The 19,210-nt window shown below is 59.2% G+C and carries 21 protein-coding genes; 15 read left to right on the forward strand and 6 right to left on the reverse strand.

Annotated elements, in window-relative coordinates:
* Positions 1 to 86: 86 nt before the first annotated feature.
* From BM062_RS06215 to BM062_RS06260, 10 genes are all read left to right on the forward strand, one after another.
* Entirely contained in the window at positions 87 to 1,247 is a 1,161-nt protein-coding gene (locus BM062_RS06215; protein WP_092394707.1) for an acyl-CoA dehydrogenase family protein, read from the forward strand.
* Complete coding sequence (locus tag BM062_RS06220; RefSeq protein ID WP_092395092.1) at positions 1,247 to 2,035, forward strand: enoyl-CoA hydratase; 789 nt, start codon at positions 1,247 to 1,249, stop codon at positions 2,033 to 2,035. Before BM062_RS06215 ends, BM062_RS06220 begins: the two co-directional genes overlap by 1 nt.
* Positions 2,032 to 3,195, forward strand: a complete 1,164-nt coding sequence (locus BM062_RS06225; RefSeq protein ID WP_092394710.1) for an enoyl-CoA hydratase/isomerase family protein — start codon at positions 2,032 to 2,034, stop codon at positions 3,193 to 3,195. Before BM062_RS06220 ends, BM062_RS06225 begins: the two co-directional genes overlap by 4 nt.
* Positions 3,196 to 3,266: 71 nt before the next feature.
* Complete coding sequence (locus BM062_RS06230) at positions 3,267 to 3,725, forward strand: DsrE family protein (protein WP_092394713.1); 459 nt, start codon at positions 3,267 to 3,269, stop codon at positions 3,723 to 3,725.
* Positions 3,726 to 4,112: 387 nt separating this feature from the next.
* On the forward strand, positions 4,113 to 4,559 hold the full coding sequence (locus tag BM062_RS06235) for a DUF2244 domain-containing protein (protein WP_092394716.1): 447 nt from the start codon (positions 4,113 to 4,115) through the stop codon (positions 4,557 to 4,559).
* A gap of 49 nt (positions 4,560 to 4,608) precedes the next feature.
* The gene (gene coxB, locus BM062_RS06240; RefSeq protein WP_092394719.1) at positions 4,609 to 5,781 is read left to right on the forward strand and encodes a cytochrome c oxidase subunit II; all 1,173 of its coding nucleotides are present in this window, start codon (positions 4,609 to 4,611) and stop codon (positions 5,779 to 5,781) included.
* Between the two features lie 14 nt (positions 5,782 to 5,795).
* On the forward strand, positions 5,796 to 7,409 hold the full coding sequence (gene ctaD, locus BM062_RS06245; RefSeq protein WP_092394722.1) for a cytochrome c oxidase subunit I: 1,614 nt from the start codon (positions 5,796 to 5,798) through the stop codon (positions 7,407 to 7,409).
* Between the two features lie 159 nt (positions 7,410 to 7,568).
* The gene (locus BM062_RS06250; protein ID WP_092394725.1) at positions 7,569 to 8,153 is read left to right on the forward strand and encodes a cytochrome c oxidase assembly protein; all 585 of its coding nucleotides are present in this window, start codon (positions 7,569 to 7,571) and stop codon (positions 8,151 to 8,153) included.
* A 47-nt stretch (positions 8,154 to 8,200) separates the two neighbouring features.
* Entirely contained in the window at positions 8,201 to 8,416 is a 216-nt protein-coding gene (locus BM062_RS06255) for a DUF2970 domain-containing protein (RefSeq protein ID WP_092394728.1), read from the forward strand.
* Positions 8,417 to 8,470: 54 nt separating this feature from the next.
* The gene (locus BM062_RS06260) at positions 8,471 to 9,331 is read left to right on the forward strand and encodes a cytochrome c oxidase subunit 3 (RefSeq protein ID WP_092395095.1); all 861 of its coding nucleotides are present in this window, start codon (positions 8,471 to 8,473) and stop codon (positions 9,329 to 9,331) included.
* A gap of 98 nt (positions 9,332 to 9,429) precedes the next feature.
* On the opposite strand, the gene BM062_RS06265 is transcribed toward BM062_RS06260, so the two are convergent.
* Positions 9,430 to 9,630 (reverse strand): twin transmembrane helix small protein, encoded by a 201-nt coding sequence (locus BM062_RS06265; protein WP_092394731.1) that lies wholly within the window; start codon positions 9,628 to 9,630, stop codon positions 9,430 to 9,432.
* A gap of 86 nt (positions 9,631 to 9,716) precedes the next feature.
* On the opposite strand from BM062_RS06265, the gene BM062_RS06270 reads away from it, so the two are divergent.
* The 5 genes from BM062_RS06270 to BM062_RS06290 are packed head-to-tail and all read left to right on the forward strand — an operon-like array spanning position 9,717 to position 13,700.
* Positions 9,717 to 10,433 carry an SURF1 family protein gene (locus tag BM062_RS06270; protein WP_371326551.1) on the forward strand — a complete coding sequence of 239 codons (717 nt, stop codon included), beginning with the start codon at positions 9,717 to 9,719 and terminating at the stop codon, positions 10,431 to 10,433.
* Positions 10,393 to 11,016, forward strand: a complete 624-nt coding sequence (locus BM062_RS06275) for an SCO family protein (RefSeq protein ID WP_092394737.1) — start codon at positions 10,393 to 10,395, stop codon at positions 11,014 to 11,016. The genes BM062_RS06270 and BM062_RS06275 overlap by 41 nt, the downstream gene beginning before the upstream one ends.
* A 19-nt stretch (positions 11,017 to 11,035) precedes the next feature.
* The gene (locus tag BM062_RS06280) at positions 11,036 to 12,184 is read left to right on the forward strand and encodes a COX15/CtaA family protein (protein ID WP_254784953.1); all 1,149 of its coding nucleotides are present in this window, start codon (positions 11,036 to 11,038) and stop codon (positions 12,182 to 12,184) included.
* On the forward strand, positions 12,181 to 13,065 hold the full coding sequence (cyoE, locus tag BM062_RS06285; protein WP_092394743.1) for a heme o synthase: 885 nt from the start codon (positions 12,181 to 12,183) through the stop codon (positions 13,063 to 13,065). The genes BM062_RS06280 and cyoE overlap by 4 nt, the downstream gene beginning before the upstream one ends.
* Before the next feature lie 8 nt (positions 13,066 to 13,073).
* A complete protein-coding gene (locus BM062_RS06290; RefSeq protein ID WP_092394746.1) occupies positions 13,074 to 13,700 on the forward strand; it encodes an SCO family protein in 627 nt (208 codons plus the stop codon).
* Between the two features lie 64 nt (positions 13,701 to 13,764).
* Here the strand turns inward: BM062_RS06290 and rpoH are convergent, their stop codons facing one another.
* The 5 genes from rpoH to BM062_RS06315 form a co-directional block, all read right to left on the reverse strand.
* Positions 13,765 to 14,664 (reverse strand): RNA polymerase sigma factor RpoH, encoded by a 900-nt coding sequence (gene rpoH / locus BM062_RS06295; protein WP_092394749.1) that lies wholly within the window; start codon positions 14,662 to 14,664, stop codon positions 13,765 to 13,767.
* Between the two features lie 249 nt (positions 14,665 to 14,913).
* Positions 14,914 to 15,306: a GTPase gene (locus BM062_RS06300; RefSeq protein ID WP_092394752.1), complete on the reverse strand. Its 393-nt coding sequence runs from the start codon at positions 15,304 to 15,306 to the stop codon at positions 14,914 to 14,916.
* On the reverse strand, positions 15,303 to 16,025 hold the full coding sequence (locus BM062_RS06305) for a response regulator (RefSeq protein ID WP_092394755.1): 723 nt from the start codon (positions 16,023 to 16,025) through the stop codon (positions 15,303 to 15,305). The genes BM062_RS06300 and BM062_RS06305 overlap by 4 nt, the downstream gene beginning before the upstream one ends.
* A 335-nt stretch (positions 16,026 to 16,360) precedes the next feature.
* Complete coding sequence (locus BM062_RS06310) at positions 16,361 to 18,634, reverse strand: sensor histidine kinase (RefSeq protein WP_092394758.1); 2,274 nt, start codon at positions 18,632 to 18,634, stop codon at positions 16,361 to 16,363.
* 2 nt (positions 18,635 to 18,636) lie between these two features.
* Positions 18,637 to 19,203 (reverse strand): DUF4390 domain-containing protein, encoded by a 567-nt coding sequence (locus tag BM062_RS06315; RefSeq protein WP_254784955.1) that lies wholly within the window; start codon positions 19,201 to 19,203, stop codon positions 18,637 to 18,639.
* Positions 19,204 to 19,210: the final 7 nt, after the last annotated feature.

The raw sequence follows: 19,210 nt of genomic DNA on the forward strand, positions 1-19,210 counted from the left end.
TAACGTCAATTATTGCTATTCTGCTGGGATAGAAATTGCCGTCAGCAGCAATCACCCATACCCATCCGATTTGGAGGCAGACCACCATGGATTTCGAATTATCAGAGGAGCAACGCGCGTTCCAGCAGACCGCGCGTGATTTCGCAGCAGGAGAACTGGCGCCGCATGCCGCCAAGTGGGATGCCGAAGGCATCTTCCCGACCGACGTCATCGCCAAGGCGGGCGAACTGGGTTTCTGCGGCTTGTACACGCCCGAAGAAGCCGGCGGCCTGGGTTTGTCGCGGCTGGACGCCACCGTCGTGTTCGAAGAACTGGCGCGCGGCTGCACCTCGACCACGGCCTACCTGACGATCCATAACATGGTGAGCTGGATGATCGCCAACTGGGCCACGCCGGCAGTGCGCGAAGCCTGGTGCGGCAAGCTGGCGAGCGGCCAGAAGCTGGGTTCCTACTGCCTGACCGAACCGGGCTCGGGCTCGGACGCTGCCTCCCTGAAAACCAGCGCGCAGCTGGTTAACGGAGAGTACGTGATCAACGGCTCCAAGGCGTTTATTTCCGGCGCCGGCGCTACCGATGTCCTGGTCTTGATGGCGCGCACCGGCGCCGGCGGCGCCCATGGCGTGTCGGCCTTCGTGGTGCCGGCAGATACGCCGGGCATCAGCTATGGACGCAAGGAAGAAAAAATGGGCTGGAACAGCCAGCCGACGCGCACCATCAGCTTCGATAACGTGCGGATTCCCGCCGATCACCTGCTGGGACAAGAGGGTGAAGGTTTCCGCCTGGCGATGCGCGGCCTCGATGGCGGCCGCATCAATATCGCTACCTGCTCGGTCGGCACCGCCCAGGCGGCACTGGATGCAGCACATGCATACATGAGCGAGCGGCGGCAATTCAACCGGCCGCTGTCGGATTTCCAGGCGCTGCAGTTCAAGCTGGCCGACATGCAGACCGAGCTGGTGGCCGCGCGCCAGATGGTGCGCCTGGCCGCCTGCAAGCTGGACGCCAAGGATCCGAATGCGACGACATATTGTGCGATGGCGAAACGCTTTGCCACCGACATCGGCTTCCAGATCTGCAACGAAGCGCTGCAGATCCACGGCGGTTACGGCTACATCCGGGAATACCCGCTGGAGCGCCATTTCCGCGATGTGCGCGTGCACCAGATCCTGGAAGGCACCAACGAAATCATGCGCGTGATCATTGCCCGCCAATTGCTGAGCAGCGCATCCAACGAGGACATCCGATGATGGCTAACGCTACCTACACCAACCTGCGGCTGGAAATCATCGGCCACACCGCCGTCGTCACGATGGCCAATCCACCGGCCAATACCTGGACCGGCGCCGCCCTGCGCGACCTGACGCGCCTGGTCCGGGACTTGAACGCGGACAAGGATATCTACAGCCTGGTGCTCACCGGCGAAGGCGGGAAATTTTTTTGCGCCGGCGCCGACCTGAAACTGTTCGCCGATGGCGACAAGGTCATGGCGCGCGAAATGGCGCGCCGCTTCGGCGAGGCATTCGAAACCCTGTCGGGCTTCCGCGGCGTCTCGATCGCCGCCATCAACGGCTACGCCATGGGCGGCGGTTTGGAGTGCGCGCTGGCCTGCGACTTGCGCATCGCCGAGGAGCACGCGCAGATGGCTTTGCCCGAGGCTGCGGTCGGTTTGCTGCCTTGCGCCGGCGGCACCCAGAACCTGCCGTGGCTGGTTGGCGAAGGCTGGGCCAAACGCATGATCTTGTGCGGCGAGCGGGTCAATGCCGAAACGGCATTGCGCATCGGCCTGGTCGAAGAAGTGGTCAAGCAGGGCGAAGTCAGGCAGCGCGCGCTGGCGCTGGCCGAGCAGGTTGCCAAGCAGAGTCCGTCCAGCATCAGCGCCTGCAAGAAACTGATCCAGGGCGCGCGCAGCAATCCCCTGGCGAATTTGCTGCCGGTGGAGCGCGAATTGTTCCTCGACCTGTTTGATACCCAGGATCAAAAGGAGGGCGTGAATGCCTTCCTGCAAAAGCGTCCGGCTGTGTGGAGCAATCAATGATGGCAGAAGTAAAGATGACGGCGGCGCCGGCCTTGTTTGAAGAGCTGGCGGCCGAAAATGGCAAACGCATCGGCGTCGCCACGCTGAATGTCGAAAAGACGCTGAATGCGATATCGCTGGAAATGGTGGATCTGCTGGACCAGCAATTGCGGGCGTGGGCGGCCGATCCGCAACTGGTGATGGTGGTGTTGCAGGCTGCCGGCGAAAAGGCTTTTTGCGCCGGCGGCGATCTGCAGGGTTTGTACCGCACCATGCTGGACCAGCACGCTGCAGATAAACAGGAAGACATCCGCAGCAATACTTACGCTTGCGATTTTTTCGAGCGCGAATACCGGCTGGACTACCTGATCCATACTTTTCCGAAACCGATCCTGGCCTGGGGCCATGGCATCGTGATGGGCGGCGGCATCGGCCTGATGGCGGGCGCCAGTCACCGCGTGGTGACCGAGAAGTCGCGGCTGGCGATGCCGGAGATCACGATCGGCCTGTATCCGGATGTGGGCGGCACCTGGTTCCTGAACCGCATGCCGGGCCAGGCCGGTTTGTTCCTGGCCTTGAGCGGGGCCTCCATCGGTGCGGCCGACGCCGTTTTTGCGCGGCTGGCCGACTACCAGGTCAGCCATGCGCAAAAGCAGGCGGTGCTGGCTGCCTTGCTTAACCAGCCTTGGGATGGCAGGCAGGATGATGTGTTGCTGAGCCGGGTTCTGCTGGATGCCCAAGGTCAGGGCGCTGCTGCTTTCGAGGCAGCTCCGGTTCCGCTGCAGCAGCATTTCGCATTGATCAACCGGCTGTGCAGCGCACCGACCCTGGCGGAGGTGGTGGATAATATCGTCACGCTGGAAACCGAAGACCAGTGGCTGCAAAGAGGCATCGCCACGCTGGTCGCCGGCAGCCCCGGCTCGGCCTGGCTGTCGCACGCCCTGCAGAAACGGGCGCGGCACATGTCGCTGGCGGAAGTGTTCCGCCTCGAATATGTGGTTTCTCTCCACTGTGCCGCCCGCACCGATTTTGCCGAAGGCATCCGGGCCCTGATCATCGACAAGGACCGCCAGCCGAAATGGCAGCCGGCAACCTTGGCCGAAGTCGCAGACGATTGGGGCCAAGGTTTTTTCGCCAATCCATGGACAGAAAATAATCATCCGTTGGCGGATTTGATTTAACGTCGATGCACTTATAGACCTTCGATAAATCAGCGTTATCCTATTCGTTCGTTTTCCATTCGGGGGCAGATATGCAACGACGCAACATACTATTGACAATGTTCTCATCAATCGGCGCGGCAGCTGTCCTTGCCGGCACCGCGTCGCGCGCCAATGCGGCAAGCGCTGCGGGCGTGGATAAAGCCAAGGTCGCCTATCACCTGAATGAACTTGATAAAGCCGGTTTCGTACTCGGCAATATCCAGAATCATTTCGACGGCATGGGAGGGCCGGACCGGGTCAAAATCAATCTGGTCATACATGGCGCGGCGCTCAAGGCGTTTTACTCAACACAGGCAAGCCCGGAATTGAGCGCGCAGGTGGCCGGGCTGGCAAAAATGGGACTCGGGCTGAGTGCCTGCATCAATACGATGAAGGCACAGAACGTATCGCTGAAGGATCTGCTGCCAGGTTTTACCGTTGCCGATAAAGGCGCAGTTGTGCTGCTCGCCGATCTGCAGTCGCAGGGGTACGCTTATTTGAAGCCATGACGGGACTGGAAATGATTGGCCGCATCGCGCAGAAAATCCGCATCTAGCTGGATTGGCGACAATAAATCGACTCTGACCCTAATTAATTCCAAGCCTTGTCGGGGGAGGTCGGGATGCGGTGCGGGTTGTCGATATGGCGTATATCTGCTGATCGGGTTCTCGTCGGTATAATAAATTTCTTATATGAAACATATCGATGGGGCGATAATTGGATGGCTTGCCGTGGAGGAAAGCGGCGGCGCACAAGGGTGAAAGCGCGGTTTTCAGGGCGTGCGCGCAGCGGGTATAAGGATTTGATTCTCCTTGATAACATCTTCGGTTACCCCTTATACTTCGAAGGTTTTAGCTTGTGCGTACAGGCGACTTGCTCGGTGTCGATAGTGCATCATGATTAAGCGAGAATGGGACTTGAGGCGTAACTGCGCAATCGCGCCGCGCCAACTTGGTTTTTTCTATGCAATCCTCTGTGCCACGTCGTTTGCCGTGGCAATCGGCTTTACCTTGCGCGGCGCCTGGTTTGTCCTGGTATTTGCGGTCCTGGAAATGTCGGCGGTTGCCGTCGCATTCCTGGTCTATGCAAGGCATGCCACGGACCGCGAGCACATAGCGATGCTGGACGATTACCTGCTTGTGGAAGTGATACAGGCACAGGAAGTTCGACGATTCAAGCTGGATCTGCATTCGATCCGGATTGCGGTGCAAGAGACAAACAAGGGCCTGATAGACATCGAGGCGCTTGGCACCAGGGTTGAAGTAGGGCAGTTTTTGACGAAATGGAAGCGGCGCGAGTTTGTTCTGGAGCTGCGGCAGGAGCTACAGCGTACAAGTGTCTAGTGCCTAGTGTTGAACATCATAATTATAATTTTGGGCTTTTGAGGAAATCATGGAATATGCGAAGCGCCTTATATCGTTGATGCTCGGTGCCTCGCTCTTGTCGGCAGCTATGCCGTCATGGGCGGTGGTCGATAGTCCGGGTGGTCCAGCGGTACTGCAGATGAACTTTCAACCACCGGTGACGCAAATTGCTCAGCAAATCTATGACCTGCATCACTTGATGCTGATCATTTGCCTGGTGATCTTCCTGGCCGTTTTCGGGGTGATGTTCTACTCCATCCTCAAGCACCGCAAATCGCTCGGCCACAAATCGGCCAGTTTCCACGAAAGCACCGGCGTCGAAATCGCCTGGACCGTGGTTCCTTTCCTGATCGTCATCGGCATGGCCCTGCCTGCCACCAAGACCGTGGTGGCGATGAAGGACACATCCAATGCCGACCTCACGATCAAGGTCACCGGCATGCAATGGAAATGGGGTTATGACTACCTCAACGGCGAAGGTTCGGGCATTTCCTTCCTGTCCAACCTGTCGACGCCGCATGAGCAAGTGGTGGATTCGACCAAGGTCAAGAACGACAACTACCTGATCGAAGTCGACAATCCGATGGTGGTCCCGGTCAACAAGAAGGTCCGCATCATCACCACCGCCAACGACGTCATCCACTCCTGGGGCATTCCGGCATTCGGCGTCAAGCAGGATGCGATTCCCGGTTTCGTGCGCGACACCTGGTTCAAGGCTGAAAAGGTCGGCACCTACCGCGGCCAGTGCGTTGAACTGTGCGGCAAGGACCACGCCTTCATGCCTATCGTGGTCAACGTCCTGAGCGAAGCAGATTACAAGGCCTGGGTCGACGGCAAGAAAAAGGAAATGGCTGCGCAGGCAGACGATCCGACCAAGACCTGGACCATCGACGAACTGAAACAGCGCGGCGAAAAAGTCTACACGGCCAATTGCGCGGTCTGCCACCAGGCTACCGGCAAGGGCGTTCCCGGCGCGTTCCCGGCGCTGGATGGCGACCCGGTCGTCAACGGCCCGCGTGCTGAACAGATCAACGTCGTGCTGAACGGTAAAGTCACCGGCAGCATGCAGATGCCCGCCTGGAAAGCCGTGTTGTCGGATACCGAAATTGCTGCGGTGATTACCTATACCCGCAACAACTGGTCCAACAAGGCCCAGGAAAATATTGTCCAACCAGCTGAAGTGCTGGCTGCGCGTAAGTAAATTAGGAGATTGAGATGAGCACTACCGCAGTCGATCACGCACACGATCATTCTCACGATCACGACCACGCGCACGGGGACGAACATGCGCACCCGCACGGCTGGCGCCGCTGGCTGTTCGCCACCAACCACAAGGACATCGGCACCTTGTACCTGTGGTTCTCGTTCACCATGCTGCTCTCTGGCGGCGTGCTGGCTCTGCTGATCCGCGCCGAGCTGTTCCAGCCTGGCCTGCAGTTCTTCAAGCCGGAATTCTTCAACCAGCTGACCACCATGCACGGCCTGATCATGGTGTTCGGCGCGATCATGCCGGCTTTCGTCGGTTTCGCCAACTGGATGATCCCGCTGCAGATCGGCGCGTCCGACATGGCTTTTGCGCGCATGAACAATTTCTCGTTCTGGCTGATGCCGCCGGCGGCGCTGCTGCTGGCGACTTCGTTCCTGGTGCCGGGCGGCGCAACCGCTGCCGGCTGGACCCTGTACGCACCACTGTCGACCCAGATGGGACCTGGCATGGACATGGCGATTTTCGCCATCCATATCATGGGTGCTTCGTCGATCATGGGTTCGATCAACATCATCACCACCATCCTCAACATGCGCGCGCCTGGCATGACGCTGATGAAGATGCCGATGTTCTGCTGGACCTGGCTGATCACCGCCTACCTGCTGATCGCCGTGATGCCTGTCCTGGCCGGTGCGATCACCATGACCCTGACCGACCGTCATTTCGGCACATCTTTCTTTAACGCTGCCGGCGGCGGCGATCCTGTGATGTACCAGCACATCTTCTGGTTCTTCGGACACCCGGAGGTCTACATCATGATCCTGCCGGCGTTCGGCATCGTGTCGCAGATCATCCCGGCTTTTGCCCGCAAGCAGCTGTTCGGCTATGCATCGATGGTGTACGCCACGGCTTCGATCGCGATCCTGTCGTTCATCGTCTGGGCCCACCACATGTTCACCACCGGCATGCCGGTGACTGCGCAGCTGTTCTTCATGTACGCAACCATGCTGATCGCGGTGCCTACCGGCGTCAAGATCTTCAACTGGATCGCTACCATGTGGCGCGGTTCGATGACCTTCGAAACGCCGATGCTGTTCGCCATCGGCTTCATCTTCGTGTTCACCATGGGCGGTTTCACCGGCCTGATCCTGGCGGTGACTCCGATCGATATCCAGATGCAGGATACCTACTACGTGGTGGCGCACTTCCACTACGTGCTGGTGGCCGGTTCCCTGTTCGCGCTGTTCGCCGGTTATTACTACTGGGGTCCGAAGTGGACCGGTTTCATGTACAACGAAACCCGCGGCAAGATCCACTTCTGGAACTCGCTGATCTGGTTCAACGTGACTTTCTTCCCTATGCATTTCCTGGGCCTAGCCGGCATGCCGCGTCGCTACGCCGATTATCCGGCGCAGTTCACCGATTTCAACATGCTGGCGTCGATCGGCGCCCTGGGTTTCGGCCTGAGCCAGGTCTACTTCCTGTTCTTCGTGATCATTCCATCGATCAAGGGCGGCAAGAAAGCAGCCGACAAGCCATGGGATGGCGCCGAAGGACTGGAATGGACTGTGCCTAGCCCAGCGCCTTTCCATACATTCGAAACGCCACCGACCTTTAAATAACGGTAGCGGCGGGCGGCAGCAAAGCCCGCCAACCCTGTGCGACTGAGCAAAATGAGCAACCCAAAGAAGCCGAATAACGTACGTACCGGATTGTTGGTAGGCCTGCTTGCATTGAGCTTCTTCATTGCGATCTTCGTCAAGATGCTGTGGTTCAAGTAAATGGCGGATCCTGCGGATAACGGCGCAAATGAAGGCGCCAAGGCTGAATCAAGGAAGCTGAACGGGCAAATGCTGGGCAAGCTGCTGGTGATTGCGGTCTTGATGTTCGGTTTCGGTTATGGCCTGGTGCCGGTGTATAAAAAGATCTGCGAGATTACCGGCGTCAATTACCTGACGCCGAAAGACGCCACGGTGGAAGCGCCGGCCAATACCCAGGTCGACAAGAGCCGCACGATTACCGTCGAATTCGACGGCAATTCGCAAGGCCCCTGGCGTTTCAGGCCGACGGTCAGCAGCTTGCAGGTGCACCCGGGCGAAATGACGCAGGTGGTGTATGAAGTGGTGAACAAGCAGTCGCGCAAGATGGATGCACAGGCGATTCCGAGTTATGCGCCACAGCAGGCGGCGGCTTTCTTCAAGAAGGTCGAATGTTTCTGTTTCACCCAGCAGACCCTGGGCCCGAACCAGGCCAAGGAAATGCCGGTGGTGTTTTACATAGATCCTGCTATACCTAAAGATGTAAAGCTGATCACGCTGTCCTATACGTTTTTTGAAATTGCGGGGCAGCCGGACAAACCGGGCTGATCCGGGCTATCCAGCAGCATGATTGGCAGGACAACCAGGGGTATCAAATGTCGGATCTGAAGCAAGCAAGCCGCCGTAAAGCCTCATTCGGCGCCACCATGAAAGCGGTATTCTGGTCGTTCTTCGGCGTGCGCAAGAGAAAAGATTATGAAAGCGATGCCGCCGGCCTGAACCCGGTGCATGTAGTGATAGCCGGGATACTCGGCGCCCTGATTTTTATTGCGATCCTGCTCACCATCGTGAAACTGGTTGTCGCTAAGTAAAACCGCAGCACAGTAACTGACAGAAACTAATTAAATTTGTATCGGGAGATGGAAATGAGTTCTCAACAAGGTAGTGCGCCTTACTATTTCGTCCCTGGCCCATCCAGGTGGCCGGTGCTGGGCGGCGTCTCGCTGCTGGCGACGATGGCAGGCGCCGCGGCATGGGTCAACAGCGTCGTGTGGGGGCCGGAGCTGTGCGCTATCGGCATCCTGTCGTTCCTGGTGGTGCTGTTCAAATGGTTCGGCGATTCCATCCGCGAATCCGAAAGCGGCATGTACAGCGCACGCATCGATACCTCGTACCGCTGGAGCATGAGCTGGTTCATCTTCTCCGAAGTCATGTTTTTCGCTGCGTTTTTCGGCGCCTTGTTCTACGCCCGCAGCATTGCCATGCCATGGCTGGGCGACCTTGACAACAAGCTGCTGTGGCCGGATTTTGCCGCGCACTGGGGCAATGCAGGCCCGGCCGGCACCATCGAATCCTTCAGCACCATGGGACCGTTCCCGATCCCGACCATCAATACGGCGTTGCTGCTGGCTTCCGGCGTCACCCTGACGATTTCCCACCATGCTTTGCGCGCCGGCCACCGCGGCAAGACGGCATTCTGGCTGTTCATCACGATCGCGCTGGGCGCAACCTTCATGGGCTTCCAGGCTGCCGAATACATCGAAGCGTACAGCGACTTCAACCTGAAGCTGACTTCCGGCGTCTACGGTTCGACCTTCTTCCTGCTGACCGGTTTCCACGGCTTCCACGTCACCATCGGCGCCATCATGCTGTCGGTGGTGCTGTTCCGTGTGCTGAAAGGACATTTCACCCCGGAACACCATTTCGCGTTTGAAGGCGCGGCCTGGTACTGGCACTTTGTGGACGTCGTCTGGCTCGGCTTGTACGTCGTGGTGTACTGGCTGTAACGGCAAGATCGGATCAAGCGCCTGAATCAGGCGCATAAAAGAAAGGCCACACTTCGGTGCGGCCTTTTTTACTGTGGATCCTGGTAGCGGTATGCTGCTCAGTGCAGCCCGGTCGGCTGGATGTAGCCGAGTTTGTACAGGACCAGCAGCAGGATGAAGAGGGCGACCGAAAAGCCGACGCGCATGGTCAGGGCCTGCACCGTGCGGTTGCTTTTACCTTTGTCGCGCATCAGGAAAATCAGCGCCGAGGCAAGGCTGCCGATAATCAGGATGAAGGCGATGGCGACGACGATTTTCATTTTTGGGCCAGGGAAGTGTTGACTAAGGCGATATTGTAATGCCAATCGGATTCCGGTTTAGATTCAGATTTCGGCTGGTTCCCTTCGTGGCGACCGTATTGCTGGTGCTGCTGGGCATAACGTTGGCACAATGGCAAACCCGTCGCGGCGACCAGAAGCAGGCGATCGAAAACAGGCTGCTGCAGCGCGAAGCCGACGCCACCGTCAAGCTTGGCGGCGCCTTGCAAGACGTCGACCAGATCGAGTTCAGGCATATGGCGCTGCGCGGTGAATTTATTGCCGGATGGCCGGTCTATCTCGACAATCGTCCCTTGAACGGCGTGGCGGGATTTTATGTGCTGATGCCGTTCAAGCTGGCGGCGTCGGACACGGGTGTGGATAGTTATGTGCTGGTGGCGCGCGGCTGGCTGCCGCGCGATCCGGCCGATCGCAGCAAGCTGCCGTCTTACCCGACGCCGGCCGGCACGGTCGAGATAGAAGGGCTGGTCAGGCGCGATTTCGGCCATGTCCTGCAGCTGGGAGATGCCGGCCCCTTGCGCCCCCAGGCGATTGTGCAAAACTTGGGAATCAGCGAATTCGCCGCCGCCAGCAAATTCAGGCTGCAGCCGTTCGTAATCGAACAAACCAGCAATTCAGACGATCATCTGCTGCGCGACTGGCCCAGGCCCTCGCTCGGTATCGAAAAACACCGCGGCTACGCGTTCCAGTGGTATGCGCTGGCCGTGATGGCCTTGATTTTTTTTGTTGTGACAGGATTTAGACGTGGATCAGAAAACACCAACAAGCCAGCCCAGTCCGGCTGACGACAAACAGCGCCGGAGCGGCCGCTGGAAACTGTTCGCGGTGATTGCGGTATGCGCAGCGCCGATGATTGCCTCCTATCTCACGTACTACGTGATCAAGCCGCAAAGCCGCAATAACTACGGCGAGCTGCTCGATCCGCGCAACTATCCCGTGCCCGATCTGGGCAGCACCGCGCTCGACGGCAAGCCGCTCACGCTGGACGCCTACCAAGGCAAGTGGCTGATGCTGCAGGCCGATGGCGGCGCTTGCCAGAAGGCTTGCCAGGACAAGCTGTTCGAAATGCGCCAGCTGCGCCTGATGCAGGGCAAGGAAATGGAAAGGATCGAGCGGGTCTGGCTGATTACCGACGACCAGCCTTTGCCAACCATGGTGATGCGCGAATACGACGGCACCAGGCTGCTGCGGGTCAAGCCGGACCTGCTGAAAGCCTGGCTGCCGACCGAGGCTGGCACCAGCGCCGCCGATCACATCTACCTGATCGATCCGCGCGGCCACCTGATGATGCGTTTCCCCAAGGACGCTGATCCGGGCAAGGTCAAAAAAGACTTGTCCAAGCTGCTGCGGGCTTCGGCGATAGGATGAGTTGCCGATGACAACGTCCATGTTAATCCAGCTCGGCAGCATGGGACTGCTGGTTGCCTTGCTGGCGTTCTGCGTGGTCTGGGTTTCCAGCGACACCAATAAATACCGCAAGCTGGTGTGGGTGACGCTGTTCCTGACCTTCGACCTGATCATGTTCGGGGCTTTCACCCGCCTCACCGATTCCGGCCTCGGCTGTCCCGACTGGCCCGGCTGCTACGGCCACTCCAATCCGCTGCAGGCGCACGCCCATATCAGCGCGGCGCAGGAAGCCATGCCGACCGGTCCGGTCACGGTCATGAAAGCCTGGATCGAGATGACCCATCGCTATTTCGCGATGGGGGTCGGCGTGCTGATCATCGCCTTGATGGTGATCGCCTGGATGCGCTGGTTCAAAACGCGCAAGCCAGCAGCAACGGCCCAGCGGGAGAGCAGGTTTTCACCTTGGTTTCCAACCTGGCTGTTTTTGTTCGTCTGCCTGCAAGGCGCGTTTGGCGCCTGGACCGTGACGCAAAAACTGCAGCCGGTGATCGTCACTACCCATCTGCTGCTTGGCCTGACCCTGCTGGCGATGCTGACCTGGCTGGCGGCGCGGCAAACCCATCATTCGCCGGTAGCGGCCGGCGCCGGCGCCTTGGCCAGGCCGGCCCTGGCCGGCCTGCTGCTGCTGGTTCTGCAGATTGCCCTGGGCGGCTGGGTAAGCACCAACTATGCTGCCCTGGCATGCACGGATTTTCCTGCGTGCCATGGCGCACTGGTGCCGCAAATGGATTTCGCCAACGGCTTCACCCTGTGGCGCCACCTGGGCATGACCGCCGATGGCGAATTCCTGTCGTTCCAGGCCCTGACGGCAATCCACTGGACCCATCGCAGCTTCGCTTTCGTGGTGATCGCCTTTGTTGTCTGGCTGGCCTGCAAAGCCTTGCGCACCGAGGGTTTGCAAAACACCGGCCGCTGGCTGCTGATCGTTGTCGGCTTGCAATTGATTACCGGCTTGTCTACCATTTTCCTGAACTGGCCGCTGGCCATCGCGGTGGCGCACAACGGTGGTGCGGCGGCGCTGCTGCTGTTGCTGGTCATGTTAAACTATAAGACTAGACTCGCTCCTGGCGTATCCCCCATTTTGGGAATCCGCCCAGTAATTGCTGACCGCCTCAACCCGCACCCATGACTGCTTTGACCGTACCACCTAATCGAATTGCCCAGTACTGGGCGCTGACCAAGCCGCGCGTTACGCAGCTGGCGGTGTTTTGCGCGGTGATCGGCATGTTCCTGTCGACACCCGGCTTGCCGGATTGGCAACGCTTGATCGCCGCCACCATTGGTATCTGGCTGCTGGCCGGCGCTGCTTTTGCCGTCAATTGCCTGGTCGAGCGTGAAATTGATTCGCGCATGGCGCGCACCGCCCGGCGTCCCATGGCGCGCGGGGAAATCACCGTGCCGCAGACCCTGGTGTTTTCCGGCGTCATAGGCGGGCTCGGCATGTGGGTGCTGTACAACTTCGTCAATCCGCTCACCATGTGGCTGACCTTCGCCACGTTCGTCGGCTACGCCATCATCTACACCATCATCCTGAAACCGGCGACGCCGCAGAACATCGTCATCGGCGGCCTGGCCGGCGCCATGCCGCCGGCGCTGGGCTGGGCCGCGATCGCCAACGACGTGCCGATGCAAGCCTGGATCCTGGTGCTGATCATCTTTGTCTGGACGCCGCCGCATTTCTGGGCGCTGGCCATGTACCGGCGCGACGACTACGCGAAATCCGGCCTGCCGATGCTGCCGATCACGCACGGCATGAAGTTCACCCAGTTCCAGATCTGGCTCTACACGATCGCCCTGGTAGCCACCACCATGCTGCCGTTCGCGGTCGGCATGAGCGGCTTGATCTACCTGGGCTGCGCCGCGGTGCTGGGCTTGATCTTCCTTTGGTACGCATGGCAGATCTACCAGCACTACACTGACCTGATCGCACGCAAGACCTTCGCTTATTCGATCGTCTACCTGTCGCTGCTGTTCGCCGCCTTGCTGGTCGATCACTATCTCAAATTCTGAAAGCAAACATGAAGCGTGTTTTTACCGTGGCTGTCGCCGGCCTGCTGACGGCTTTGTCTTTAACCGCCTGCGGCGACAAATCTGCCGGCGGCGGCCAGGAAATGACACTGTCGCCTGCCAACAGCGCTTTCATCAACACCGACGTCACCGGCCTCGGCTACGCCCGCGATTTCGCGCTGACCGACCACACCGGCAAGCCGCGCACGCTGGCTGATTACAAGGGCAAGGCGGTAGTTGTATTTTTCGGCTATACCCAATGTCCGGACGTCTGCCCGACCACCATGGTGGAGATGGCCAATGTGATGAAGGAACTGGGGCCGCTGGCAAGCAAGGTGCAGGTCCTGTTCGTCACCGTGGATCCGGAGCGTGATACGCAGGAGCTGCTGTCCAAGTATGTGCCGGCGTTCGACCCGAGTTTTGTCGGCCTGTACGGCGACCAGGCGGCGACCGACAAGGTAGCCAAGGAATTCCGCGTGTTCTACCAGAAAGTACCCGGCAAGACCCCGGGCAGCTACACCATGGACCATACCGCCGGCAGCTATGTATTCGATCCGGAAGGCCATATCCGCCTGTTCGTGCGCCACGGCCAGGGGCCGGATCCGATTGCCCATGATTTGAAACTGCTGTTGAAATAATCGATGTAGGCAGGCAATAAAAAAGGCAGCCACTGGCTGCCTTTTTCTATTTGCAATCGGTTCCTCAGGCAAACGCCGCCAGCGAACCCTTCATCTTCTTCAGCGCAACCGCCTCGATCTGCCGTATCCGTTCTGCCGATACGCCAAACTCGTCCGCCAGTTCATGCAAGGTGGCGCCGGAGCCGTCGTCGTTGGCCAGCCAGCGGGCTTCGACGATACGGCGTGAGCGGTCGTCCAGCTTGCTCAGTGCCGATTCCAGTCCTTCCGACTGCATGCGGTCGTAGCGCTGCGCTTCCAGCACTTTGCTTGGCTCTTGCGCTTCGGTCGACAGGTAGGCGATCGGTGCAAACTTGTCGTCGTCGTCATCGGTCGGCGCTTCCAGCGCGATGTCACGGCCGGTCAGGCGCGTTTCCATCTCGATCACTTCTTCGCGCTTGACGTTGAGGGTCTTGGCCAGCGCATCGACCTGGGTCGGCGTCATGGCGTCCAGGCCTTCCTTATGGCTGCGCAGGTTGAAAAACAGCTTGCGCTGCGCCTTGGTGGTGGCAACTTTCACCAGGCGCCAGTTTTTCAGGATGTATTCATGCATTTCGGCCTTGATCCAGTGCATGGCGTACGACACCAGCCGTACCCCTTGGTCCGGATCGAAACGCTTGACGGCTTTCATCAGGCCGATATTGCCTTCCTGGATCAGGTCGGCATGCGGCAAGCCGTAGCCGAGATAACCGCGGGCGATGGAAACCACCAGGCGCAAATGGGACAGCACCAGCTTTTGGGCGGCGCCGAGGTCGTTCTTGTCGCGCAATTGTTGCGCTAAAGAAATTTCTTCATCATGTGTCAACATCGGCAGGCGATTCACCGCCGATATATACGCGTCAATATTTCCCAGCGTACCGGAAAAGCCGAGCGCCAGGGCACTGGTGTCGGTGGGCATTAAAGCAGTGTTGACTGATGGATTCTTCATTCTTTCTCCTTGCTGTCCGGCCAGCTTAAGCTGCCGGTAGATCAACGATCAGACGTTTGACTTGAATATATTAGCACTCTCTATAGTCGAGTGCTAATAGGATTTGTTAAAGAGTGTACATAGGCTGGTGCTATCGATATTTTTCTTTTGATTGTTCGAAGCAAATACTTAGAGACGGGAATCCAGCGAAAGTTGCGTCCATATTAAAGCAAATGCTGCATAGCCGCACGACGCCTCCGAAAACAGCCGTCAGAGGACCAGGTCCGGGGTCAGTTCGAGAAAATCGTCGTAGGGAGGATGGCACAGGAAATCGCGCAGCCGCGGCAGGTGCGTGCTGTCGGCGATGCCGATGTAGATGCGCGCCGGGGGTTTGCGCAGCAAGCGATTGAGGGTGACGCGCAGGGTCAGGTTGCCGATGCAGCAAAAGCAGCCGGGCGCGATCCGTTTGATGTCGAGATCTTGCGCGAGCCCTGGCGGCAGCGCCGCCGTTTTGCCGTCAGGCAGGCCTTCCAGTATGAGCGCGGTGCTGAGGTGGACGCCGCTGCGTTCTGACGTTACCCCGAGTTCTTGCTCCAGGGCGGAATAGATGGCGGCTTCGCGCATGCCGGCCGAGCCGCCGCTGACCAGGGTGGTGAGGGTCATCCGCCTTTTTTCGACAACTTTCCGGGGTCAACCCCGAGCTGCTTCAGTTTGCGGTACAGGTGGGTGCGTTCCAGCCCGGTTTTTTCCGCTACCCGGGTCATGCTGCCGCTTTCGCGGATCAGGTGGTATTCAAAGTAAGCGCGCTCGAAAGCATCGCGCGCTTCGCGCAGCGGCAGGCCGAACGAGGATGAGAACAGGCTCTCGGACGAGGCCGCGACCGATGGCAGGGCCGCGATGTGCGTTGCTTCCGACGAAGCAGGATTGTTAAAGACGCCGGCAGTAACGACCGTGTCGTTCAATTCATTGGAGGAGGCTGCCGGCTGCGGATACAGGGTTGGCGCGCGCGCGGTCTTGGGACCTTGCGACAAACCTTGCTGGACTGCTTTCAGCAGCTTTTGCAGGGCAATAGGTTTTTCCAGGAAGTTCAGGGCGCCGATGCGGGTCGCTTCTACCGCGGTATCAATAGTGGCGTGGCCGGACATCATGATGACAGGCATGGTCAGCAAGCCGTCGCGCTGCCATTCCTTCAAGAGCGTGACGCCGTCGGTATCCGGCATCCAGATATCGAGCAGCACCAGATCGGGTACGCCGCCCTGACGAAATTCGCGAGCCTGTTGTGCATTTTCCGCGGCGGTTACTACATGCCCCTCGTCACCTAAAATTTCCGAGAGCAATTCCCGAATTCCCATTTCGTCGTCAACGACTAGGATGTTAGCCATGCGGTAGCCTTCCCATTTCCTGTTGCATCAAATCCCACTGTATGGACTGTTCGGACAGCCCAGTTAAGTTATCAATGTCTATTTGTTTTATTTCCGCGTCCGGATACATATGCTATATCAGCAATTCGCCAATTTGCAGCTGTTCTTGATCAAATTATGGCTGAATCATCACTTCAGTGCGGTGCTTCGCATATGATGAAACCCCATAAGCGCTGCCTTTTTGCGCCGGCCGTCGTTGCAAATCCTCGCGATAGTTCAGCTATCGCTCCGGTTTGCGCCTAGCCCGACACAAAAAATCAGCACTTCTGGGGCTCCCTCATACGCGAAACACCACACTAAGCTAACTTTAACAGCAAAATCAGGATTTTTGCGCCCTTTGTGTCGCTTCGGTTCTGCAGATCGATGCGGCCGCCGTGTTCGTCGATGATTTTTTTCACCATCGGCAAACCCAGGCCGGTGCCGCGCGGCTTCGACGTGACGTAGGGTTCGAATGCCCTGGCCAGTATCTTGGGCGAGAATCCCGAGCCGTTGTCGGTAATCGACAGCCGCACAGCGGTGCGCGACAGGCCATCCGAGCTCTGGTAGCTGACCCGCTCGGTGACCAGGTCGATGCGCGGCGGCGTGGCGTTGTCGCTGCGGTCGAGGACGGCGTCCTGGGCGTTTTGCAAAAGATTATGGATCACTTGCCGCAGCTGGGTGGCGTCGCCCATGATCAGCGGCAGGTCCGGCGCCAAAGATGCATGGATCATATCGCGTTCGTCGCCGGCCAAGTAGAGATGCAGGATTTCCGCCACCAGCACGTTCAGGTCGAGCTCGCCCAACACCGCCGGCGGCGTCTTGGCGTAGTCGCGGAAATCGTCCACCATGCGTTTCATCGCAGCCACCTGGTTAACAATGGTGTCGGTGCTTTTCTTCAGGATCGCGGCGTCCTGGGTCATCAGCTTGTCTTCCAGTTTCATCTGCAGCCGTTCGGCCGAGAGCTGGATCGGCGTCAGCGGATTCTTGATTTCATGCGCCAGGCGGCGCGCCACTTCGCCCCAGGCGATCGAGCGCTGGCCTGAGATGACGTCGGAGATATCGTCGAACACCACCACGTAGCCGGCGCGGTTTTCGACCGGCAGGCGCGAACCGCGCGCCAGCAGGGTGATGTCGTCGCTGTCGCTGTTCTCGCCGCTGTCGACCCGGCGCGGGATTTCGATCTGCTGCTGCCAGTGCAGCAGCTCGGCGCCGATCTTGCCGGTGGCGAATTGCGCGTTCTGTTCGGAAAAGGCGTTGATGATGACTTCCGCGAAATGCGCCAGGCCGTCGATGATTGTGAGCGGCTGGCCGATGTGCGGCGAAAAATCGTATTGCAGGATGCGGGCTACCGACTGGTTGCTGGTGACCAGGCGGAAATCGCCGTCCAGCACCATCACCCCGGCCGACATGTTGGCCAGCACCGATTCCAGGTAAGCCTTGGCGTTTTCCAGTTCGCTGCGGTTTTTTTCCACCGCGGCGCGGGCGTCGTAGAGCTGGCGCGTCATCAGGTTGAAAGACTGGGTCAGGACGCCCAATTCGTCCGAGGTAGCGACGATCGGCCGCGGCGACAGGTTGCCTTCAGCCACCGCCTTGGTGCCTTCCGCCAGCAGCAGCAAGGGCTTGGCCAGGTCGGTGGCGATCAGGAAGGCGCTGACGATGGCGCTGAACACCGCCAGCAGCAAGGTCAGGGTCAGGGTCATTACGTACATCTTGCGCAAGCCGGAACGGCTTATCGAGCGCTCTTGATATTCGGAGGAGGTAGAGGCCAGGATGCCGATGTTGGAGGCCAGGTAGGCCGGCACCGGCTGCACCATTTGCAGGAAATGGGTTTCGTTTTGCAACGAAGAACTTCTTAGCGGCGCCGGGATTTCGACTACCACGTGCTGGCGCAGGTTGGCGGTTTCATTGCCGGTTGCCGGCTTGCCTGGGTTGTTGCCGGGAGCATCAAAATCGCTTTCCGTTTCGGCAAAACCGCGCGGCAGGCGGGCCCGCTGCAGCATCGAGGCGGTCGGCAGGTTAGGCACCAGCGTGCCCAGGTGGCCGCCGACGGACGCGATGACCTGGCCGCTGGCGGTAACAATCGATGCCTCCAGGTTCTGGTCGCTAAGCCGGCCCAGCTGGGTCGCTTGCGCCGAGTTGGAGAGCTCGGACCATTCGGCCGCCAGCGTGTGCGCCCTGGCGCTGAGGTCGCTGAGCGATGCATCCAGCGCCGCATGGCTCAGGTTGACGCCGGCCTGCAGGGCGGTTTCGACATGCACGTCAAACCATGATTCGATCGAACGCGACACGAATTGCAGCGACACCACGTAAATCACGGCCCCCGGCAAGATGCCGATCAGCGCAAACATGAGCACCAGCTTGGCAGTCAGGCGCGAGCCGAATTTTCCGCGTTTGTAGCGATTGTAGAGTCGTCCGAGCAGCAGGCAGACCAGCACAAACAGCGCTACCGCCACCAGCGCGTTCAAGCCCAGCAGCCAGGGATAGTGCTTGTCGAAAAAATCCGAATTGGCCGAGGCCGACGACAGCAGGAACAGCAGGATGCTGGCGACGGCGCCGCCGACCACCAGCAGATAGCGTAACGCGCGCGACACGGCTATTCCACCTTGTAGTTGAAACTCTTCCAGTCGGAAGAAAAGCGCCAGTCGCTATTGTTGAGGGCGTTAACCTGGAACGGCTTGGACAGCAGCCCGAGGTCGAGGCCCATGCGCACCGCGACCCGGTACACCTCACCCTGCTTGAGCGCGCTCTTGTCGGCGATCAGCCAGCGGCTGGGGCGGCGGATCAGGGACAGGGCGTCGTCCAGGGTATTGAAGCTCTGCTGCAGGCTGCCGTTGATGGCGACGTTGTAGCGGCGCGTGATGACGTTGTATTGCAGGCGGATGGTCTGGGTGGCGGTAATTGCCTTTTCATCGAACCAGTACCAGCGCGGCCGCGTCAGTTCGACGTCGGTGGTGAAGTACAGGGTGACGCCGCGGTTGACCACATCCTCCAGGCCGCGGTTGAGGTCGAAGGAAAACGTTGCCGACAAGCGATAGCCGTCGTCGCCGGCTTCGATGTGGGCCTGACTCAATTCAACGCCGTCCGATGCATAGCTGGATGGCGGGCTAAAAGACAGAGCCAGCAGCAGGGCCAGCAGCCAGTATTTTATGAATTGAGGCAATGGTCGT

It is taken from the genome of Collimonas sp. OK412 (genome assembly GCF_900112135.1).
Taxonomy (GTDB): Bacteria; Pseudomonadota; Gammaproteobacteria; order Burkholderiales; family Burkholderiaceae_D; genus Collimonas; species Collimonas rhizosphaerae.

Bases quoted from the DNA above. Each gene is read 5' to 3' on its own strand.
- coxB (WP_092394719.1), top strand. From the start codon at position 4,609: ATGGAATATGCGAAGCGCCTTATATCGTTGATGCTCGGTGCCTCGCTC.
- BM062_RS06300 (WP_092394752.1), bottom strand. From the start codon at position 15,306: ATGACCCTCACCACCCTGGTCAGCGGCGGCTCGGCCGGCATGCGCGAA.
- BM062_RS06290 (WP_092394746.1), top strand. From the start codon at position 13,074: ATGAAGCGTGTTTTTACCGTGGCTGTCGCCGGCCTGCTGACGGCTTTG.
- BM062_RS06225 (WP_092394710.1), top strand. From the start codon at position 2,032: ATGATGGCAGAAGTAAAGATGACGGCGGCGCCGGCCTTGTTTGAAGAG.
- BM062_RS06230 (WP_092394713.1), top strand. From the start codon at position 3,267: ATGCAACGACGCAACATACTATTGACAATGTTCTCATCAATCGGCGCG.
- cyoE (WP_092394743.1), top strand. From the start codon at position 12,181: ATGACTGCTTTGACCGTACCACCTAATCGAATTGCCCAGTACTGGGCG.
- BM062_RS06250 (WP_092394725.1), top strand. From the start codon at position 7,569: ATGGCGGATCCTGCGGATAACGGCGCAAATGAAGGCGCCAAGGCTGAA.
- ctaD (WP_092394722.1), top strand. From the start codon at position 5,796: ATGAGCACTACCGCAGTCGATCACGCACACGATCATTCTCACGATCAC.
- BM062_RS06280 (WP_254784953.1), top strand. From the start codon at position 11,036: ATGTTAATCCAGCTCGGCAGCATGGGACTGCTGGTTGCCTTGCTGGCG.
- BM062_RS06220 (WP_092395092.1), top strand. From the start codon at position 1,247: ATGGCTAACGCTACCTACACCAACCTGCGGCTGGAAATCATCGGCCAC.
- BM062_RS06305 (WP_092394755.1), bottom strand. From the start codon at position 16,025: ATGGCTAACATCCTAGTCGTTGACGACGAAATGGGAATTCGGGAATTG.
- BM062_RS06265 (WP_092394731.1), bottom strand. From the start codon at position 9,630: ATGAAAATCGTCGTCGCCATCGCCTTCATCCTGATTATCGGCAGCCTT.
- BM062_RS06260 (WP_092395095.1), top strand. From the start codon at position 8,471: ATGAGTTCTCAACAAGGTAGTGCGCCTTACTATTTCGTCCCTGGCCCA.
- BM062_RS06215 (WP_092394707.1), top strand. From the start codon at position 87: ATGGATTTCGAATTATCAGAGGAGCAACGCGCGTTCCAGCAGACCGCG.
- BM062_RS06255 (WP_092394728.1), top strand. From the start codon at position 8,201: ATGTCGGATCTGAAGCAAGCAAGCCGCCGTAAAGCCTCATTCGGCGCC.
- rpoH (WP_092394749.1), bottom strand. From the start codon at position 14,664: ATGAAGAATCCATCAGTCAACACTGCTTTAATGCCCACCGACACCAGT.
- BM062_RS06235 (WP_092394716.1), top strand. From the start codon at position 4,113: ATGATTAAGCGAGAATGGGACTTGAGGCGTAACTGCGCAATCGCGCCG.